This window comes from Bradyrhizobium sp., assembly GCF_035652035.1.
Taxonomy (GTDB): Bacteria; Pseudomonadota; Alphaproteobacteria; order Rhizobiales; family Xanthobacteraceae; genus Bradyrhizobium.
In genome coordinates, this window is the sequence record NZ_DASREO010000032.1 from 21,772 (window position 1) to 40,309 (window position 18,538).

General features: G+C 62.0%; 16 protein-coding genes. 10 read left to right on the plus strand and 6 right to left on the minus strand.

The window, feature by feature from the left end:
- The first annotated feature begins 222 nt into the window (after positions 1-222).
- The 6 genes from VFB05_RS11415 to VFB05_RS11440 all read left to right on the plus strand — a co-directional run bounded on the left by VFB05_RS11415 (position 223) and on the right by VFB05_RS11440 (position 8,281).
- On the plus strand, positions 223-3,219 hold the full coding sequence (locus tag VFB05_RS11415; RefSeq protein ID WP_325012268.1) for a xanthine dehydrogenase family protein molybdopterin-binding subunit: 2,997 nt from the start codon (positions 223-225) through the stop codon (positions 3,217-3,219).
- A complete protein-coding gene (locus VFB05_RS11420) occupies positions 3,216-4,028 on the plus strand; it encodes an FAD binding domain-containing protein (RefSeq protein WP_325012271.1) in 813 nt (270 codons plus the stop codon). The genes VFB05_RS11415 and VFB05_RS11420 overlap by 4 nt, the downstream gene beginning before the upstream one ends.
- Positions 4,025-4,546 carry a (2Fe-2S)-binding protein gene (locus tag VFB05_RS11425; protein WP_325012273.1) on the plus strand — a complete coding sequence of 174 codons (522 nt, stop codon included), beginning with the start codon at positions 4,025-4,027 and terminating at the stop codon, positions 4,544-4,546. The genes VFB05_RS11420 and VFB05_RS11425 overlap by 4 nt, the downstream gene beginning before the upstream one ends.
- Positions 4,539-6,083 carry an AMP-binding protein gene (locus VFB05_RS11430; RefSeq protein ID WP_325012275.1) on the plus strand — a complete coding sequence of 515 codons (1,545 nt, stop codon included), beginning with the start codon at positions 4,539-4,541 and terminating at the stop codon, positions 6,081-6,083. Before VFB05_RS11425 ends, VFB05_RS11430 begins: the two co-directional genes overlap by 8 nt.
- Before the next feature lie 20 nt (positions 6,084-6,103).
- Positions 6,104-6,910, plus strand: a complete 807-nt coding sequence (locus VFB05_RS11435) for an enoyl-CoA hydratase/isomerase family protein (RefSeq protein ID WP_325012277.1) — start codon at positions 6,104-6,106, stop codon at positions 6,908-6,910.
- Positions 6,911-7,006: 96 nt separating this feature from the next.
- Positions 7,007-8,281: an MFS transporter gene (locus VFB05_RS11440; protein WP_325012279.1), complete on the plus strand. Its 1,275-nt coding sequence runs from the start codon at positions 7,007-7,009 to the stop codon at positions 8,279-8,281.
- A gap of 27 nt (positions 8,282-8,308) precedes the next feature.
- On the opposite strand, the gene VFB05_RS11445 is transcribed toward VFB05_RS11440, so the two are convergent.
- From VFB05_RS11445 to VFB05_RS11455, 3 genes are read right to left on the minus strand one after another with little or no spacing between them, the layout of a single operon-like run.
- The gene (locus VFB05_RS11445) at positions 8,309-9,067 is read right to left on the minus strand and encodes a polysaccharide deacetylase family protein (protein WP_325012281.1); all 759 of its coding nucleotides are present in this window, start codon (positions 9,065-9,067) and stop codon (positions 8,309-8,311) included.
- A gap of 13 nt (positions 9,068-9,080) precedes the next feature.
- Positions 9,081-10,103, minus strand: a complete 1,023-nt coding sequence (metA, locus tag VFB05_RS11450; protein WP_325012283.1) for a homoserine O-succinyltransferase MetA — start codon at positions 10,101-10,103, stop codon at positions 9,081-9,083.
- A 12-nt stretch (positions 10,104-10,115) separates the two neighbouring features.
- The gene (locus VFB05_RS11455; RefSeq protein WP_325012285.1) at positions 10,116-11,420 is read right to left on the minus strand and encodes an O-acetylhomoserine aminocarboxypropyltransferase/cysteine synthase family protein; all 1,305 of its coding nucleotides are present in this window, start codon (positions 11,418-11,420) and stop codon (positions 10,116-10,118) included.
- A gap of 329 nt (positions 11,421-11,749) precedes the next feature.
- Between VFB05_RS11455 and VFB05_RS11460 the strand changes: the two genes are divergently transcribed.
- Positions 11,750-12,631 (plus strand): branched-chain amino acid aminotransferase, encoded by an 882-nt coding sequence (locus tag VFB05_RS11460; RefSeq protein WP_325012287.1) that lies wholly within the window; start codon positions 11,750-11,752, stop codon positions 12,629-12,631.
- Positions 12,632-12,703: 72 nt separating this feature from the next.
- Here the strand turns inward: VFB05_RS11460 and VFB05_RS11465 are convergent, their stop codons facing one another.
- Positions 12,704-13,639: an amino acid--[acyl-carrier-protein] ligase gene (locus tag VFB05_RS11465; RefSeq protein ID WP_325012289.1), complete on the minus strand. Its 936-nt coding sequence runs from the start codon at positions 13,637-13,639 to the stop codon at positions 12,704-12,706.
- A gap of 35 nt (positions 13,640-13,674) precedes the next feature.
- A complete protein-coding gene (locus tag VFB05_RS11470) occupies positions 13,675-14,898 on the minus strand; it encodes an acyl-CoA dehydrogenase family protein (RefSeq protein WP_325012291.1) in 1,224 nt (407 codons plus the stop codon).
- A 322-nt stretch (positions 14,899-15,220) separates the two neighbouring features.
- On the opposite strand from VFB05_RS11470, the gene VFB05_RS11475 reads away from it, so the two are divergent.
- Positions 15,221-15,484 (plus strand): phosphopantetheine-binding protein, encoded by a 264-nt coding sequence (locus tag VFB05_RS11475; protein WP_325012293.1) that lies wholly within the window; start codon positions 15,221-15,223, stop codon positions 15,482-15,484.
- Positions 15,485-15,611: 127 nt separating this feature from the next.
- Here the strand turns inward: VFB05_RS11475 and VFB05_RS11480 are convergent, their stop codons facing one another.
- Positions 15,612-16,079: a DoxX family protein gene (locus VFB05_RS11480; RefSeq protein WP_325012295.1), complete on the minus strand. Its 468-nt coding sequence runs from the start codon at positions 16,077-16,079 to the stop codon at positions 15,612-15,614.
- A 151-nt stretch (positions 16,080-16,230) separates the two neighbouring features.
- On the opposite strand from VFB05_RS11480, the gene VFB05_RS11485 reads away from it, so the two are divergent.
- Positions 16,231-17,889, plus strand: coding sequence for a virginiamycin B lyase family protein (locus VFB05_RS11485; protein ID WP_325012297.1), 1,659 nt, complete (start codon positions 16,231-16,233; stop codon positions 17,887-17,889).
- Between the two features lie 452 nt (positions 17,890-18,341).
- A partial coding sequence (locus VFB05_RS11490; protein ID WP_325012299.1) for a hypothetical protein occupies positions 18,342-18,538 on the plus strand: 197 nt, incomplete at its 3' end.

Consider the following 18,538-nt stretch of genomic DNA (forward strand, 5'->3'; position numbering starts at 1 on the left):
TTTTAGGTTTGCTAGTGGTCCTTCGATTCTAACATTCGCTAACGGGCCCGCTGAGAAGGGATGCGAATGTTAGAATCGGACCACTAGCTGATGCTGCGCCGCACACGCCGCTCGAAATGAGACGGGATGGTAAGTTTCGGGATCGCCCGATATTGCGAGCACCAGAAGCCGCTGAATAGCTGTTCCTGACGCAATCTATTTGCGTGGGAGAAACGTTCAGGGATGGCGGAAGCCACCGGCCCAGTCACAACCCGCCCCTCGTCCGGCTCGCCCTGGGTCGGCCAGTCGATTGCGCGCGTCGAGGATTCCGCGCTTCTGACCGGGCGCGGCCGCTTCATGGACGATATCGGCGTCCATCCCGGCACTCTGCACGCCGCTTTCTTGCGCTCGCCGCACGCCCATGCCGATATCATCTCCATTGATGTATCGCAGGCGATGCGCTCGCGTGGCGTCGTCGCGGTTCTTCATGGCGAAGACATCAAGGCGCTGACCTCAAGCCTCGTGGTCGGCGTGAAGGCACCGGTGGAATGCTGGCCGATGGCGGTTGGCCGCGTGCGCTATGTCGGCGAAGTGGTGGCGATCGTCGTCGCGTCCGATCGCTACCTTGCCGAAGACGCGGTCGATCTTATCGACGTGCGCTATGCAGTGCGGCCAGCCGTGGTCGATCCGCGCGCGGCGCTGAGCCCCGAGGCGCCGGTGCTTCACGATGGCTTCGGCGGCAATGTCGCCAGTGATCGCTCGTTCCGTTATGGCGATCCCGAAGCCGCATTCGCATCGGCGCCGCATCGGATCAGCATCGACGTCAGCTATCCCAGAAATTCCTGCACGCCGATCGAAACCTATGGCGTGGTTGCCGACTACAACGCGGGCGACGACGCCTACGACGTGCTGGCCAATTTCCAGGGGCCTTTCAGCATTCACGCGGTGCTGTCGCGCGCGTTGAAAATTCCGGGCAATCGGCTGCGCTTGCGCACGCCGCCGGATTCCGGCGGCAGCTTTGGTGTCAAGCAAGGCGTCTTTCCCTACATCGTCCTGATCGCGGCGGCTGCGCGCGCGACGGGGCGGCCAGTGAAATGGATCGAGGATCGGCTCGAACATCTGACCGCCTCCGTCTCCGCGACCAATCGCGCGGTTTCGCTGGCCGCCGCCGTCGCCGACGATGGCCGCATCCTCGCGCTCGACTGGGATCAGGTCGAAGACTGCGGCGCGCATTTGCGGGCGCCAGAGCCCGCAACGCTCTACCGCATGCACGGCAACCTCACCGGCGCCTACGATATCCGCCATCTGAACGTTCGCAACCGCGTCGTCGTCACCAACAAGACGCCGACGGGATTAAATCGCGGCTTTGGCGGACCGCAGGTCTATTTTGCGCTGGAGCGTCTGGTTCAGCGGATTGCGATCGAACTCAATCTCGATCCGCTCGACGTGATCACCCGCAATTTGGTCCCTGCGGACGCGTTTCCCTACAAGACCGCGAGCGGCGCCTTGCTCGATTCCGGCAATTACCAGGAGGCAATCCGACGGGGTGCGCAGGAGGGCGGGCTTGCGGAATTGAAAGCGCTGCGCGATGCGGCGCGCGCCGCGGGGCGCCTGTACGGCATCGGCTATGCCGCCGTTGTCGAACCCAGCGTCTCCAACATGGGCTACATCACGACGGTGCTGACGCCGGCCGAGCGGCGCAAGGCGGGTCCGAAGAACGGCGCGCAGGCGACCGCAACGGTTGCGATCGATCCGGTCGGCAGCGTGACAGTTCACGTTGCGTCTGTGCCGCAAGGACAGGGCCATCGCACGGTGCTGTCGCAGGTGGTCGCTGACGCGTTCGGGCTGAAGCCGGCCGATATCAGGGTCAACACCGAGATCGACACCGCGAAAGACGCGTGGTCGATCGCCTCGGGCAACTATGCCAGCCGATTTGCGCCCGCGGTGGCGGGCACTGCCAAGCTTGCCGCTGACCGTATCGCCGGGCGATTGCGTCGCATCGCGGCAAGCCAGTTGAACACTGAAGACGACGATATCGCGTTTGTCGACGGCCACGTCGGATCGAAACGCAATCCCGACAACAAGATCTCGTTCTCGCGCATTGCCGCGCTGAGCCACTGGTCGCCTGCGGCGCTGCCCGACGGCATCGGTCACACCATCCGTGAGACCGTGTTCTGGACGCCGCCGGAATTGACCGCGCCCGACGAAGACGATCAGATCAATTCCTCGCTCTGCCACGGCTTTATTTTCGACTTCTGCGGCGTCGAGGTCGATCGCACCACGCTGCAAACGCGGATCGATCGCTACGTCACCATGCACGACTGCGGGACCATCCTGCACCCTGCCATGGTCGATGGACAGGTGCGCGGTGGCTTTGCGCAGGCGCTCGGCGCCGCGCTCTACGAAGAATATGCCTATGCCGAGGATGGAAGTTTCTTAACGGGAACGCTCGCCGACTATCTGTTGCCGACCACGGCGGAAGTCCCGACGCCGATCATTATTCACATGGAAACGCCGTCGCCGTTTACGCCGCTCGGATCGAAAGGCGTCGGCGAAGGCAATTGCATGTCGACGCCGGTTTGCATCGCCAATGCGGTCGCCGATGCGATCGGCGCCAAGGATCTCGTGCTGCCGCTGGTGCCCGCGAAATTGGCCGAGATCGTTCGCGGCGCCGAACCTGCGCGGCCGCCAAGTCAGGCGCAAGCGATGGAACGGCGCGGCGGCGACCGCAAGCTGCGCGGCGAGGGCGAAGCGGTCGTCAAGGCCAGCGCGCAGCAGGTCTGGGACATGCTGCTCGATCCCAACACGCTCGCCGCGGTCATTCCGGGCTGCCACGGCGTCGAGAAGATCTCGGACACGCATTTCCGCGCCGATGTGACGCTCGGCATTGGACCGGTGAAAGGGCGTTATCGGGCCGAGGTGAAGCTCTCCGATTTCGATCCGCCCAAAGCCGTAACTCTTGCTGGCAGCGCGGAAGGCGGGCTCGGCTTTGGCAATGGCGAGGGGTGCATCACGCTTCGTCCTACACCGGATGGCGGAACGGCGATCCACTACACTTACGAAGCCGGTATCGGCGGCAAGGTTGCGAGCATCGGTGGTCGGCTGCTGGATGGGGCGGCAAAGGTCATAATCGGGCAGTTCTTTGCGGCACTGGCGCGCAAGGCCGGCGGTGGCTCCGCCGCGTCCGAGACACCCGCGTTGCTCGCGCGGCTCCGACAATGGTTCGGAGGGCAATCATGAAGCCCGCCGCGTTCGACTATGTCCGCGCCGAACATCTCGACGAAGTGCTCGATGGGCTTGCCCGCGAAGGCGGCGACGCGCGCGTCATCGCGGGCGGACAGTCACTGATGCCGATGCTCAACATGCGCCTTGCCAGGCCCAAGACGCTGATCGACATCATGCGCCTTCCGGAGCTTGCGCGCATCGAGCGCAAGGGCGGCAATATCGTCGTCGGTGCCGGCGTTCGCCAGGCCGCGCTGCTGGCATGGCCTGAACTTGGCAAAGTCTTGCCGCTCGCAGCCCAGGCTCTGCCGTGGACCGGCCATGTCCAGACCCGCAGCCGCGGCACCGTGTGCGGATCGATCGCGCATGCCGATCCGAGCGCCGAACTGCCGCTGGTGTTTTGCGCGCTTGGCGGCGAGGTCCATCTGCGCAGTCGGAAAAGACAACGTCGCGTTCCGGCCAGCGATTTCTTCGCGGGCATGATGGTCACCACTCGTGCCGACGATGAGTTGATTGAGGCGGTGTCGTTTCCGGCCAGCCGGCACGCTTGCGCCTTTCGCGAAGTGGCGCGGCGACATGGCGACTTCGCCATCGTTGCCTGCGCCGCGGTCGCAACTGACAAAGGCGTTCGCCTCGCGGTCGGCGGCGTCGCCGACATGCCGGTGGCGCGGGAGTTTCCAAGGCTCGAATCGAGCGCGCTCGAAGATGCCTTGAACGTATTCGCCTATGAGCTCGACGCCCGCGACGATGTTCACGCCTCGGCGCGATATCGACGCGATCTCGTTCGCATGATCGGCGCCGACCTGGTCCGGGAGGTGCTGTCATGAGCCGCTTGCCCGCCGGTCATCGTCACAACGTTCAGTTCACCCTCAACGGCAAACCGTGCAGCGGCGAGGCAGAGCCGCGGATGCTCCTCACTGATTTCCTACGGCACCAGATCGGCGCGACCGGCACGCATGTAGGCTGTGAGCATGGTGTTTGCGGCGCCTGCACCGTCGAGATCGACGGCAAACTGGCGCGCGCCTGCCTGACGCTCGCGGTGCAGACGGATGGTTGCGCGGTGCGGACGGTCGAAGGGCTTGCGCCCGCCGCGAACCGCCTCGGCATCTTGCAGGCCGCATTCAAGCGCAATCACGCCCTGCAATGCGGATTTTGCACGGCCGGCATCTTGATGTCGCTCGACCATTTCCTGCGCGAAAACCCGGAGCCGAACGAGCAGGAGGTCCGCGATCTCCTCACCGGACATCTGTGCCGCTGCACCGGCTACGCGCCGATCGTGCGCGCGGCGATGGAAGCTGCGGCGGAAATCGCAGGCAAGCCAGCGAAGGAGAAATCCGATGCTTGATCTGGGAACGAGCTTTGTCGCCAGCGTCGCGCGCGACCCCGATACGTTGGCTGTCGTCCACGATGATGTCCGTCTGACTTACGCGCAGTGGTACCGGCGCGTCTCGTCTGTTGTCGCGTCACTTGATCGCATCGGCCTGAAGGGCGGCGATCACATCGTCACCGTGCTCCAGAACTGTGAAGCGGCTGCGACCCTGCATTGGGCCTGCCAAATCGCAGGGCTCGTGATCACGCCGGTCAATTGGCGCGCGAAAGATGACGAACTCGATTTTTGCATCGAAAATTCCGAAGCGCGCGCCGTCGTCTTTCAGGATGTTTCGGCGCAAGCCGCCGCCAGATCGAAGCGTGCACCAAATCTGGCGCGCATCGCCGTCGGCTGTGACGATGCCGGCGCGGTCGCGTTTTCCCGTATCGTCGCTGAACCGGCGCCGGATGCGACCCCGCGCGCAGGCGCCGAAGACTGGTCGGTCATGCTTTATACGTCCGGCACGACGTCTCGGCCGAAGGGCGTGCCGCGGCGGCACCGGGCTGAGCGCGCGTCGGGCATCGCCCACGTCGCGCAGAATCTTTACCGGCGCGGCGAATGCACGCTCGGCGTCATGCCGCTCTATCACACCATGGGCGTGCGCTCGCTGATCGCGATGTCGCTGATCGGCGGTACCTTCGTTTGTCTGCCTCGCTATGACACGAAAAAGGCGCTGGCGCTGATCGAGGCGGAAAAGGTCACCAATCTCTACCTGGTGCCGACGCTGTATCACGATCTGGTTTACGCCCGTGAGTTTGCCTCGACTGACGTGTCGAGCGTACGCAAGCTCGGCTTTGCCGGGGCGTCGATGACGGATGGCCTGTTGAAACAGCTCGATGACGCGTTCAAGCCTGATCTGTTCGTCAATCACTATGGCAGCTCGGAAATCTACACCTTCACCATCGACCAGAACGCGCCCGCCAAGCCGGGCTCCGCCGGCAAGGCCGGGATCAATCAGCAAATCCGCGTCGTGAAACTCAACGCGACCTCGGTAACTGACCTCGCCGTACCGGAAGAGGAAGGTGAGATCATCGCACTTCTGGCCGGCGATGAATCCTTCGACGGCTACTGGCGGCGGCCTGAGGCCGATGCAAAGGCGTTGCGCGAGGGATGGTATTTCACCGGGGACACCGGCTTCGTCGATCGCGACGGCGATCTCTTCGTGACCGGCCGCGTCGACGACATGATCATCACCGGCGGTGAAAACGTTTCGCCGGTCGAGATTGAAAGCTGCCTTTCGCTGCACGGTTCTGTGCTCGAAGTCGCCGTCGTCGGTCTGCCCGACGAGAAGTGGGGCAAGGTCGTCACGGCGTTTGTCAAACGCAAGGCGCAAGTCAGCGAGGCCGAGCTTGATCAGTTCTGCCGCACGTCCGGTCTTGCCGACTTCAAGCGTCCCCGGCGTTTTGTCTTTGTCGATGCCCTGCCGAAATCCCCGGTTGGAAAATTGCTGCGCCGCCTCCTGGTCGCCGGCGACTACCAGGTCGAACACGCGCCGCCGTCTAGCGCGGCCTGATCCAAAAGAAAGGAATCACCATGGCTTCCGCTTACACCTTTGCAGACCCAAGGCTCGGCAAACTCGACGGCTTTCAGGTCGACATCGATGAGGCGCATGAGCGCGCCGATATCATCCTCAACCGGCCGCCGCTGAATGTGGTCTCGATGCCGGAACGCGACCAACTCCGCCTGGCGTTTGAGACGCTCGATGAGGATGCGCGCGTGCGCATTATTGTCGTGCGCTCGGTCGGTGAGCATTTTTCCTCAGGCGGCAATATCGGCGGCTTCATGGAAGCAACGCCCGAGAAGGTCTCCAAGCTCGCCTGGAACATTGCCTCGCCTGCGAGGTGCTCGAAGCCGGTGATCGTTGCCAACCGCGGCTACTGTTTCGGCGTCGGCTTCGAATTGTCGCTTGCGTGCGATTTCCGCCTGGCGTCGGAGACGACGCTTTACGCTTTGCCGGAGCAAAAGCTCGGGCAGATTCCGGGCTCGGGAGGGTCAGCGCGCCTGCAGAAGATGATCGGCATCACGCGCACCAAGGACATCGTGATGCGCTCCAAGCGCATCACGGCGAAGCAGGCCTTCGACTGGGGCATCGTCAACGAATGCGTGCCGGATGCCGAGCTTGAAAAGGTCACCGACAGGCTGGTCGACGAGTTGCGCATGTTCTCGCCGATGGCGCAGCGGACGGCCAAGAAGCTGCTCAACGATACCGAGGATTCGACGCTGTCGATCGCGATCGAACTCGAAGGCCATTGCTACAGCCGCCTTCGTCAATCGGATGACTTCAAGGAAGGCGTCGAGGCTTTCAACGCGAAGCGGCCGCCGAAATTCATCGGGAGCTGAGTGTCAAAATAATTTCTCAGAGAAAAAATTGGAGGGACAATGTCGATTGCCGAGTCGGGAACTATTGAAGTGTCGCAGCCGGTGGGAACGCGGCAAATGCGAAATGCCATCATTGCGTCGGTTCTCGGCTGGTCGCTTGATTTGTTCGATCTCTTCATCCTGCTCTATGTCGCCCCCGTGGTCGGCGCGCTGTTCTTCCCAGCGAGTGCCCCGACCTTGTCGCTGGCCGCGGTTTACGCGTCGTTCGCCGTGACCTTGTTGATGCGTCCAGTCGGCTCGGCGATCTTCGGACATTACGCGGACGTGCATGGCCGCAAGAACGCGATGTTTGTCGCCATCATCGGCGTCGGCATCGCGACCGCGGCGTTCGGCGTGTTGCCGACGATCGCCCAGGCCGGCGCCGTGGCGCCGATCCTGTTTCTGATCCTGCGCCTCGTTCAGGGCGTCTTTGTCGGCGGCGTCGTATCCTCGACCCACACCATCGGCACCGAGTCGGTGTCGCCGGAGCGGCGTGGCGCCATGTCCGGCCTGATCGGCGGCGGCGGGGCCGGGATCGGAGCGCTGCTCGCCTCGTTCATCTTCCTGATCACGTCGTCGATTTTCCCGGGCGAGGCGTTCGCGGTGTGGGGATGGCGATGCATGTTCTTCTCCGGCCTGCTCTCTTCGCTGCTCGGCTGGTTTATTTTCTCCAGCCTCGAAGAGTCGCCATTTTTCAAGGAGCGGCAGAAACTGAAGGCTGCCGGCGTGGCCGCCAAGCCCGTTGCGCCGGTCAAGGCGCTGTTTTCGAGCGACTGGCGCAACGTGTTGCTGCTCAACTTGTTGATCACGTTCGGCGGCGGGGCCGGCTATTACCTGACGTCCGGCTATCTGCCGTCGTTCCTGAAGGTGGTGAACAACGTCCCCAACAATATCTCCTCGCTGATTTTGATCGGCGCGAGCATCATGGCGCTGATCTCGGCGATTGTGGTTGGCGCACTGAGCGACGTGATCGGCCGCAGGAAGACGTTTCTCCTTGCTGGAACCTGCATGATCGTGTTGTTGCCGATCTGTTATCTCGGTCTGGCGGCGACGAAAGACACCAGCATGATCACGTTCTATGCGATGGTGATCGCGTTCCTCGGCAACGCCGGCTACGCGCCGATCCTGATCTTTCTCAATGAGCGGTTCCCGACCGAAATCCGTGCCAGCGGCACCGGCCTGTCGTGGAATATCGGCTTTGCGCTGGGCGGAATGATGCCGACCTTTGTTTCGCTGGCCGCCGGAGGTCCTGCGCAAATCCCGATGTCGCTTTCGGTATTTGCCGTTGTGATCTTTATCATCTACCTGATCGGCGCGTTTCTGATTCCGGAAACCAAGGGCAACTTTCGCTGATAGCGAAGCCGCCACGGAGACCGATAACTACAGGCCTGCCGCGCGCAGCGCGCCAGCGACGGTCATGACGGCGACGTTGCGTCTTGCTGCGGCATCGAGCGCGTGGCGCAGCAAATCCGGGGTGCAGCCGAAAGGGCTGGGCTCGGCTGCCACATCATGGCCGTAGAAGATGAGCCAACCGCAGGTAGCGACCAGTTCGTCGAAGGCGCGGTCGACGCCATCACGATCGATGTGGAGATTGACCAGCGGCGTCGAGCGCAAGTAATGCAGGTCGACCGTGCCGTGGTTGACGCCTGGAATGATGCTGCGTGACGATTGGAAAGTCTTCGCGAGTTGCGTTTTGCGCCACACCGATCCCAGCCCGTACGGATAGGCGAAATTTTCGATCCGTATTGAAGGATCGAGGCCTAGCAGGTAGCGGCGGTTTTTCTCGATCTCGTCCGCAAGGCGCGCCGAATCGAGGTCGGTCGTGCGCACATGCGAAAATGTATGGCAGGCGATCTCATGGCCACGGCGGTGCATCTCGACGACGGTGTCGGCGCGAGCGCCTTGCCAGCGGCCCGACCATTTGTCGATCTCGCCGCCCGAAACATAGAACGTCGCTTTCGCACCATATTGGTCGAGAATGGGCGCGCCGACCGAGGCCGCACTCTCCGGGAAGTCATCGAAGGTGAAGCTGACAATCGGCTGCCTGTTGTCGAGCTTGAATGGCGTCGCGCAGAAATATCGCGACAGGCGATTGTCGACGCGCGCTTTCAAATCCCGCCAGTTGGTTTGCGCGGCCATCGCTATCGCCCGGTCAAGTGCTGATTGCCGGTGAGGGGACGGTTGCGCGCTCGAAAAGGAAAGCGAGCCAGTTGCGGAACATCACGGTGGCGGCCGCGCCGGTTGCGATATCCTGCCGCAAGTTGCGCTCGGGCAATTCGGTGCTCAAAGCTGGGCGTCGCTCGGTTTGCGCGCGCTCGGCGAAGGCAAGTAACCTCTGTTCTGTCTCGGCGTCGAAATAGCCGACGGGAATGCCTGGATACCGATCGCGCTCGCCGCCGAGGAAGCGCGATATGTCGCGAAGATATTCGCGCTCCAGCGACAGCGCTTCATATTCCGGGTGTCCCTGGAAGAAGATGAACTGGCTTCCGAAATCCTTGGCAAAGCAGTCGACGCCGCCCTTCACCGATTGGGACAGCAAATGGTAGCCTTTTTCAGTCAGTTCGTCGGCGCGCAATTCGTTGAGGCGCGAATGCGCGATCTTGAACGGTGAGGGAAGGCCTTTCATCAGCCAATGCGAGGAGATGTTGATGCAGTCGTAGACGCCGGAGCATTTTGTCTCCAGCCGGTGGCGCTCAACGCCATCCAGGTACAGCACTGCGGCATGAGCGGCAAGGCACGACCAGATCGTCGATCGCGTGTTGTCCTTTGCCCAGTCGATGATGCCGGTGAGATCGCGCCAATAGGCTTCGTCATTCAGGCTTGCGGCGTGAGGCTCCGCGCCGGTGACGATCAGACCATCGATCGGCAGTCGGCCGAGATCGGCGATATCGGTATATTGCCCCTCGACGCGCGCCGTCGCCGACTGCGAGCGGCTGACGGACGCCAAGGAGAAGCAGTGGAAATCGATCCTGATGTCGCCAGCGGCCTGCCTTAAGAGGCGCATGAACTGACGTTCGGTCGCCTTAAGCGCGGCGTCCGGCATATTGTTGATGAGCCCGATTGTGAGGTCGACGTCGACGTCCTTTGGATGGCCGAACTTGTCCTCTCGACGCTGTTGCGCCGGTACGAGACCCGGACTGACGATCAGTCGTCGCTTCTCCAACAGGACGGTCATGTCGCGCTCAGTTTATTCTGCCGCCTCGAGCTGGTTGTGGCGTGAACTCGCCTTCGCCAGCGCCTGGTCGATGTCCTCGATGATGTCGGCAACGTGCTCGATGCCGATCGAAAGGCGGATCGTCTCGGGCAGGATGCCGGCCATGCGCTGCTGCTCTGCCGTCATCTGGCGATGGGTGGTCGACGCAGGATGACAGGCGAGCGATTTGGCATCGCCGATATTGACGAGCCGGGTGATCAGCTTCAGCGAGTCGTAGAAAACCTTGCCGGCTTCCATGCCGCCCTTGATGCCGAAGGTGAACAGCGAGGAAGCTCTGCCGTTGAGATATTTTGCGACCAGCGGGTAATACGAGCTGTCGGCGAAGCCGGCGTAGTTGACCCAATCGACGCGCGGATCGTCGCGCAGGAATTCGGCGACCTTGCGGGCATTTTCGACATGCCGCTCGACGCGGAGCGCCACGGTCTCGATGCCCTGCAAAAGCAGGAACGCGTTGAATGGCGACAGCACCGAGCCCATGGTGCGCTGATAGATGCTGCGCGCGCGCTCGATATAGGCCTTCTCGCCGAAGCGTTCGGCATAGACCAGGCCGTGATAGGACGCGTCCGGCTGGTTGTAGGCCGGGAAACGGTCGGCGTGATCGGCCCAGCGGAAGCGGCCGGAGTCGACGATCGCGCCGCCGAGCGTGGTGCCATGGCCGCCAAGGAATTTTGTCAGCGAGTGAATGGCGATGTCAGCGCCGTAGTCGAATGGCTTCAGCAGGATCGGCGTCGCAACCGTGTTGTCGACCACCAGCGGAACGCCATGGCGATGTGCGACCCTGGCCAGCGCTTCGATATCGCAGACATTGCCGGCGGGATTGCCGATCGTCTCGGCGAACACCGCCTTGGTGTTTTCGTCGATCAGCTTCTCGATGGCGTCGGCCTTGTCGCTTTGGGCAAAGCGGGTGGTGATACCCTGGCGCGGCAGGATGTGGCCGAGCAGCGTATGCGTGGTGCCGTAGAGCTGCGGCACCGAAACGATGTTGCCGCCGACGTCAGCGAGGTTGACGATCGAGAAGTGCAGGGCGGCCTGACCCGTCGCGACGGCCAGCGCGGCGACGCCGCCTTCAAGCTCGGCAATGCGCTTTTCGAGCACGGCCGTGGTCGGATTGGCGATGCGGCTGTAACGGAAACCTTCGGCCTCGAGATTGAAGAGCGCGGCGCCATGGTCGGCGCTGTCGAACGCGTAGGATGCGGTTTGGTAGATCGGAACGGCGACCGACTTGGTGGCGGAATCAGGTTCGTAACCGGCGTGAATGGCAATCGTTTCGCTGCGCATCGGTCACCTCCGCGCTCTTGTCGCGCAATGCACTTCAACGTGCTTTTTTCGCAAGGCCAATTTGTAGGCCGCCGACCGTCAAGCCTTCAATAATTCACGCCAAGATTGAGGAAATAACCCTAACGAAAGCGCGCGAATTGATGAAAGCTTGGGGCAAATTCGTCACGCCTTCGTAACCATGTTTCATGCGTTCCCAGGCGCATGCCCCAGTGGTTGGCGTGTTCGGCATGCCCAGCGCATCGCGCCGCTCGCATGGAAAAGGAAATCCTTAGGAAATTCGGACAATATGGGTGTTATTGTCCACCGCACTGCCGGCTGCGAGAACAAAAATGGCAATATCAGTTCCGACTGTGAAACCGGTCGAGTTTTCCGAGACCTTAACCTTCTTCGAGGGCGATTGGCACAGCGGCAATGTGCCGATCATGGGCCCTCGCACGCACGGGGCGTGGCTGGCCTCCACGGTGTTTGACGGTGCGCGCGCTTTCGAAGGCGTAGCGCCCGATCTCGATCGGCATTGCGAACGGGTCAATCGCTCCGCGATCAACTTCAAGCTCGAGCCGGTGGTCGACGTCGAAACCTGGCTCGCGCTGGCGCGCGAAGGCGTCGCCCGGTTCGACGGCAAGGCGGAGCTTTATATCCGGCCGATGTACTGGGCCCAGACCGGCGCCGGCGGCGGCGTTCTGTTCGATCCGGAAACGACCAACTGGTGCCTGTGCATCTACGTTGCGCCAATGCCGGCGATCACCGGCTCGGCAATCACGTTGTCGCCGTTCCGCCGCCCGACCATGGAAAGCGCTCCGGTGGATTGCAAGGCGGGTTGCCTTTATCCGAACAACTCGCGCGCCCTCAGCGAGGCGCAAGCGCGCGGCTTCAACAACTGCCTCTTGCTCGATGCGCTCGGCAACGTCGCCGAGTTCGGCAATTCAAACGTATTCATGGCCAAGGACGGCGCGGTCTATACGCCGGCGCCGAACGGCACATTCCTCAACGGCATTACGCGGCAACGGGTGATCAGCCTGCTGCGGGCCGATGGCGTCACCGTGATCGAGACGACGCTCAAGTATCAGGATTTCCTCACCGCCGACGAGATTTTCTCCAGCGGCAACTTCGCCAAGGTCGCGCCAGTGATCCGGATCGATGACCGCTCGTTACAGCCGGGTCCGTTCTTTCAGCGCGCGCGCAAGCTCTATTGGGAATTCGCGCATAGTTGATGGTTTCGTCATGCCCGGCTTTCATCCTTCGAGACGGCCGCTTCGCGGCCTCCTCAGGATGAGGCCGAGCTGTTAAATCGAGAGCAATTCGCGCACGTTCGCTGGCCATTTCGTCAGGTCCGTGCCGTGGGTGTGGAACATCGCAACCGCCAGCCGGTCCATGCCGAACGCCACGCAGCCGGTATGAGCCGGCGCGCCGCTCGCGTCCTTAATGTCCCAAGTGACGCCGAAATGTTCGCGGTGATAGTTGAAGCTCATGCAGGCGGTGGCCTGCTCCTCCGAGCGCAGCGGGACGAGTAGCTCGAACTTCAGCGATTGCTGCTTCTGGCTGACAGCCTTCATCTGGCCGACGCGGCCGAAGAAGGGATCGCTTGCATAGTCGACGCGGAAGGAAAGGCCGAGGTCGCGCGCGATCGCCTGCGCCTTGACCATCCAGCGTTCGCGGAAATCGGACACGTCTTCGGGGCTGCCGATGCAGACATATTCCCGCATCCGGAAGGATTGCAGCCGGTCGAGATGCCGCGACGGCTCGCGCCGGAAGCAATCGGCCGCGACGTCGAATCGCAGGCCGCCCTGCGGCAGCGCGCCCCGCGCGGCAGCAATCGGATAGACCGGATAGCAGGCGGCCGGAGAAAGCACGAGGTCGGCCGGCGACAGCGACGTCGTCCATTCGCCGCCCGCATCGAAGCGGCTGACTGCGTCATTGATCTCGCGCTCGGTACCGTGCAGTCCGCAGACGCAACCGAGCAAATTCGGGAAACTCTTCAGGTAACCCGATTTCTCGAGCTGTGCGCGATTCATGACCGGGGGGAAGCGCATCACTTCGGTGCCCGCTTCGCGGTTGCGGGTGATCAGCGCCGTGAGCCGCTCGACGACATCTTCATATAGAGCGGTCCGGGCGTAGACGCCGTCGGTACCCATCTTGTGAAACAGCTTGTCGGCCAAATGGTCGAGTGGATCGGATGCCGGCGTGCGTTCCACCTTGTCGGTTCGGACGGCGATATTCATGTTCGGCCTTCCCTGATTTTTCGAGTTTCTTTGGCTCAATCGCGCAGGCTTGCCGGCACCGCGCTCATCAGGCTTGCGCTGGCAATGTTGGCGAGGATGCGGTCGTTGTTGATCATGATCGGCGACGACAGCACGTCGCGCAGCAGGCGGCCGACGCTGAAATCGCCGTCATTGCGATAACCGGCAAGCCCGCAGGCGCGCATCGCGCTCATCACGGTCTCAACCGCAAGCTCGGAGGCCTCCACCTTGAGCAGGTTGATCGAAGACTGGAAATCGAGCGACGACAGCGCGCGGTCGTCATGTTCGTGGGCGGCGTAAGCGTCGAGATTGGCGGTGATGATCGCGCGCAGCTTGGCGAGCGTCATTTTGGCGACGTTGAAATGCGCGGCACCCGGCGGCATCTGGCCGCCGGCGCCGCGCGCGGCCTTGCGGATGAAGGCCTGTGCGCGTTCCACCGCTGCCGCGGCAATGCCTGCCCAGGCGGAGGACCAGCACAGATGCGCGACCGGCGTCATCGTCTGGGCGTGAATCTTGTCATAACCTTCGGGGAAGATCTGGTCGCTCGAGCCCGTGAACTTCAGCGCAAAGCCGGCGCTGCACGTGCCGCGCATGCCGAGCGTTTCCCACTCGACGCTGCGCTCCAGCGTGTAGTCGTCCTTGGTGATGGCGAGCAGCACCTGGTCGGAGCCTGCCGCATCGCCATCGCGGCGGGCAATGGTGACGATGCCGTCAGCCTGTGCGCCATAGGAAATGACGGTGGCGTTGCGAACCAGCGAAATCTCGGAGCCTGCGCGCTCGACAGCGGCCGAGGAGAAACGGATGTTGCCGCCGTTCTGACCTTCGGTGGTGGAAGAGGCAAGCAGCATCTGTTCGGACGCGACGCGGCGCATCAACGCTTCGTGATAGACGCTGCCCATGCCATGCCTGACGAGGCAGGCGATTTTGGTTTGATGCATCGCGAAGATCATCGCGGTGGAAGAGCAGGCGCGCCCGAGCGCGTAGCACATGTCGGTGATGTCATAGATCGATGCGCCATCACCACCAAAAGCTTTCGGAATCTGAACGCCGAGCAGCCGCTCGGTGCGTGCAGCATCGATCGCTTTTTGCGGGAAACGCGCCGCGCGATCGACGTCTTCTGCGTCTTTGGAAGCGGCCGCTACGACGGCGGCGATTCTCTGCGGAAAGGAACTGCGATCGGGAATGAACGGCGCGCCAGTCTCTTCGGCGGGATCACGAAAACTGGCTTGCTGAACGTTCATGGCCGATCTGCCTCGTGTGTGTCGGTTGAGAAACGCCGGCGTAGCGCGGTGCTACAACTTCCGATCGTGCCTACGCTTAAGGATTTAATTCAAATGCGTCGATGAAATTCGAGGTAAATGGACTTCGATTCAACGATGAAAGTTAATCGGTCGTTGTTTCGTCGCGTCGTTTTTTAACGATCCCTGTTAGCGTTAAGTAGGGAACCAGGATTTGTCTCAAACCGGATTCACTGTTTTTAAGAGAGCTGTGGAATTATAGTCGCGTGTCATGGCTCGCCATTCGGGGAGCGATGTTGAACGCGCGACAGGTGAGAAATCGAATATGCAGGCCACCAACGATGTGCAGAGCAGGCTGATCGCTCTCGTCAAGTCCATCCTCAGACAGAATGCGATCGGTGCCGACCTCGCGCCAAAGACGCTGCTGGTGGATGTCGGCCTGACGTCGATGGACATGGTCAATCTGATGCTCGCCGTCGAGGCCGAGTTTGATTTCACCATCCCGCAGTCGGAAATCACGCCGGAAAATTTCCAGTCGGTCGAGACGCTGACGCAACTGGTGCACGGCCAGCTCGCAACGGCGGCCTGATCAGCCGTTCAACGAAGACGCACTCAACCCGCGCAAATGATTGCGCCTCCGGCACCTCAGTGAAGTGCCGGACCGCCAGTGTCGTCAATCAGCCAGCCGGTAGCTTGCGAACTTCGGAATTGAAGCTCTAGGTCTTCGAGCCGTGCAGCGCGAATGCGCCGCTGCCCGCGAGCACCAGCGAGGCCTGCGCCACCAGCCAGAGCATCGGATATTCCCAGCCGCCGCCCGGACGCGAGTAGCCCCAGCCGACCGGCCATTTGATCCAGATCACGACGGCGAGGAATATCAGCAGGAACGCCGCCCATTGCCGTGTGTACCAGCCGAGCAGGATGGCGACGCCGCCGATCACCTCGAGGCCGAAGGTCGGCCAGGCGAGCAGGGGCGTGATGCCGTTTTTCGCGAGCAGCGCTTCATGGGTGTACATGCCGCGGTCGATCTTGAGCCAGGCGTGAACGAGCCAGTCGAAGCCAATCGAAATCCGCAACAAAAAAAGCCCGTAAGGCGCGTAGTCCTGGTCGACGGTGGCGTTCTTGAACATCGCGGCGACAATGCCCGGCAGATTGGCTCGGCTCTCTCTGGCTTGGTCGATACTCATTTTGGTTTCCGTTTCCCTGTTCTGGCGTTCCCCGAGAAATGCATTCCAGCATAGCCGAGGAAGGCAGGCTTTGCCCAGCGAAGCGGCTGGTTTTCCGCAAAACAGCTCTCTACACTCGCGGCAATAACAATCAAAAGCCGGGGAGAAGCCCATGCGTCGTCGTTCGATGGTTGCGAGCTTCGTTGGCCTTGTGTGTCTCGCCGCCGGTCCATCGCCCGCGCAACAGGCCGGGCCTGCCTTGACGGGAACGGTGACGGCCGGACCGGAAGCACTGGAAGGCGTTCTTGTCAGCGCCAAAAAGAGCGGTTCGACCATCACCACGACAGTCGTGACCGACAAGGACGGCCATTACAGCTTCCCGGCCGCAAAGCTTGAGCCCGGCGATTACGGCCTGCGCATCCGCGCCGCCGGCTACGATCTCGACGGCCCCGCCCAGGCGTCCGTTGCCGCGGACAAGACCGCGACAGTCGACCTGAAGCTGCGCGCGGCGCAGGATATCGCCGCGCAACTGACCAATGCCGAATGGCTGGCCAGCATGCCGGGCACCGACGCCCAGAAAGGCCAACTGCTCAATTGCGTCGGCTGTCACACGCTCTCGCGCCCGCTGAATTCAAAGTACACCGCCGACGAATTCCTCACGCTGATCCTGCCGCGCATGCAGGGCTATGTGAATCAAAGCATGCCTTCGCATCCGCAACTGCGACATGCCGAGCGCCTGCGGGAGGAACGGGGCGATCAGCGCGTGCAGATCTATCGCGGCGTGGCGGATTATCTCGCCAGCATCAATCTCTCTTCGCATCCGACCTGGAATTTCGAATTGAAGACTTTGCCGCGTCCGGCTGGCGCTGCCACGCGCGTGATCTATACCGAATATGACCTGCCGCGCGAGACGATCGAGCCGCATGACGTTGTCGTCGACGACAAGGGCATGGTCTGGTTCTCCTCGTTCGGCGAGCAGAATCTCGGCAAGCTCGATCCTAAGACCGGCAAGCTCACCGAGTTTGCTATCCCCGAACACAAGCCGGGTTTCCCGACCGGCCTGCTCGGCCTGCGCAGCGATGCCGACGGCAATCTGTGGTTCGGCAACATGTATCAGGCGACGATCGCCAGATTCGACCGGAAGTCCGAGACCTTCAAGTTCTGGCCGCTCGAAGGCGACGAAAACATCGATGCCGCGCAGATCAACATGGTCAGCCCGCAAAGTGCGGCCGTCGACGGCAAGGTGTGGGCACAGAACAACGGCTTTGCCGGAATTCACCGGCTCGATATTGCGACCGGCAAGCTCGAGACCTTCGAGCCCTTCAAGGGCATGTCGGGCCCGCACAACATTTACGACGTGATCCCGGACTCCGGGAACAACGTCTACTTCACCGATTTCCGCCAGCGGCACATCGGCCGTATCGATGCGAAGACCGGCAAGATCGATCTTTACGAGATCCCGACGCCGAATTCGGCGCCCCGCCGCGGCTGGATGGACGCGCAGGATCGCCTGTGGTTCGGCGAATATCGCGCCGACCGCATCGGCATGTTCGACACCAAGAAAGAAGAATTCAAGGAGTGGCAGATCCCGCCGAAATGGTCGGCGCCTTATGATGTCGTCGTCGACAAGAATGGCGAGGCCTGGACCGGCTCGATGTTGAGCGATCAGGTCACGCGGCTCAATCCAGCGACCGGCGTGACGGTCAACTATCTCATGCCGCGCTCGACCAATATCCGGCGCGTCTTTGTCGACAATTCCACCACGCCGGTGACCTTCTGGGTCGGCAACAATCACGGCGCCTCGATCGTGAAGGTCGAACCGCTGGAGTAGGTGCCTTTCTCAAACTTGCCAGTTTCGTCATTGCGAGGAGCAGAGCGGCGAAGCAATCCAGCGGCCCAGGAAAAAGCCTGGATTGCTTCGCTATCGCTCGCAATGACGTATGATGCATGCATCCTCGTTCCCGCGGCGGGACTCGCCCGGGGTCTTTCCGGAGTTATCGCCCCTCCGAAATTCAGAGGGCGCAGGGAATGCCGGGCGCTCGACGCACCCGCAGCCTTGCGTGCGAATGAAAAAGCACGCAAGCAAGTCACCGCAGGTTCGCCGGAACATCCCGGCATTCCCCGCGCGAATGGTTTTAACGGTTTCCTTCGTGGTCTCCCTGGTGATCGGGCTTTCTTGCCACCATCCCCGGTGCGATGCGCGAGCATCGTCACTGAGTTGATACCAGCGTCGAGATATCAGGACGCCACGACTTCGCCGTCCGCGATCGTCGCATTCGTCTCGTGCGCGATCACGTCCATCGCATCCTGCGCCCAACGTTTGGTGACGATCGCGAAACGCCCCTCTCAAGATCGGCACAGGACGCGCGAAGAAATGCCCGTGATTTGCCCGACGCCACAAGCAAATTGCCCTGCGACAAATCAACACGACGGGCAAATCAGTCGGTGGGCGCACAAAATGCCGTCAAGCCAAAATTTCT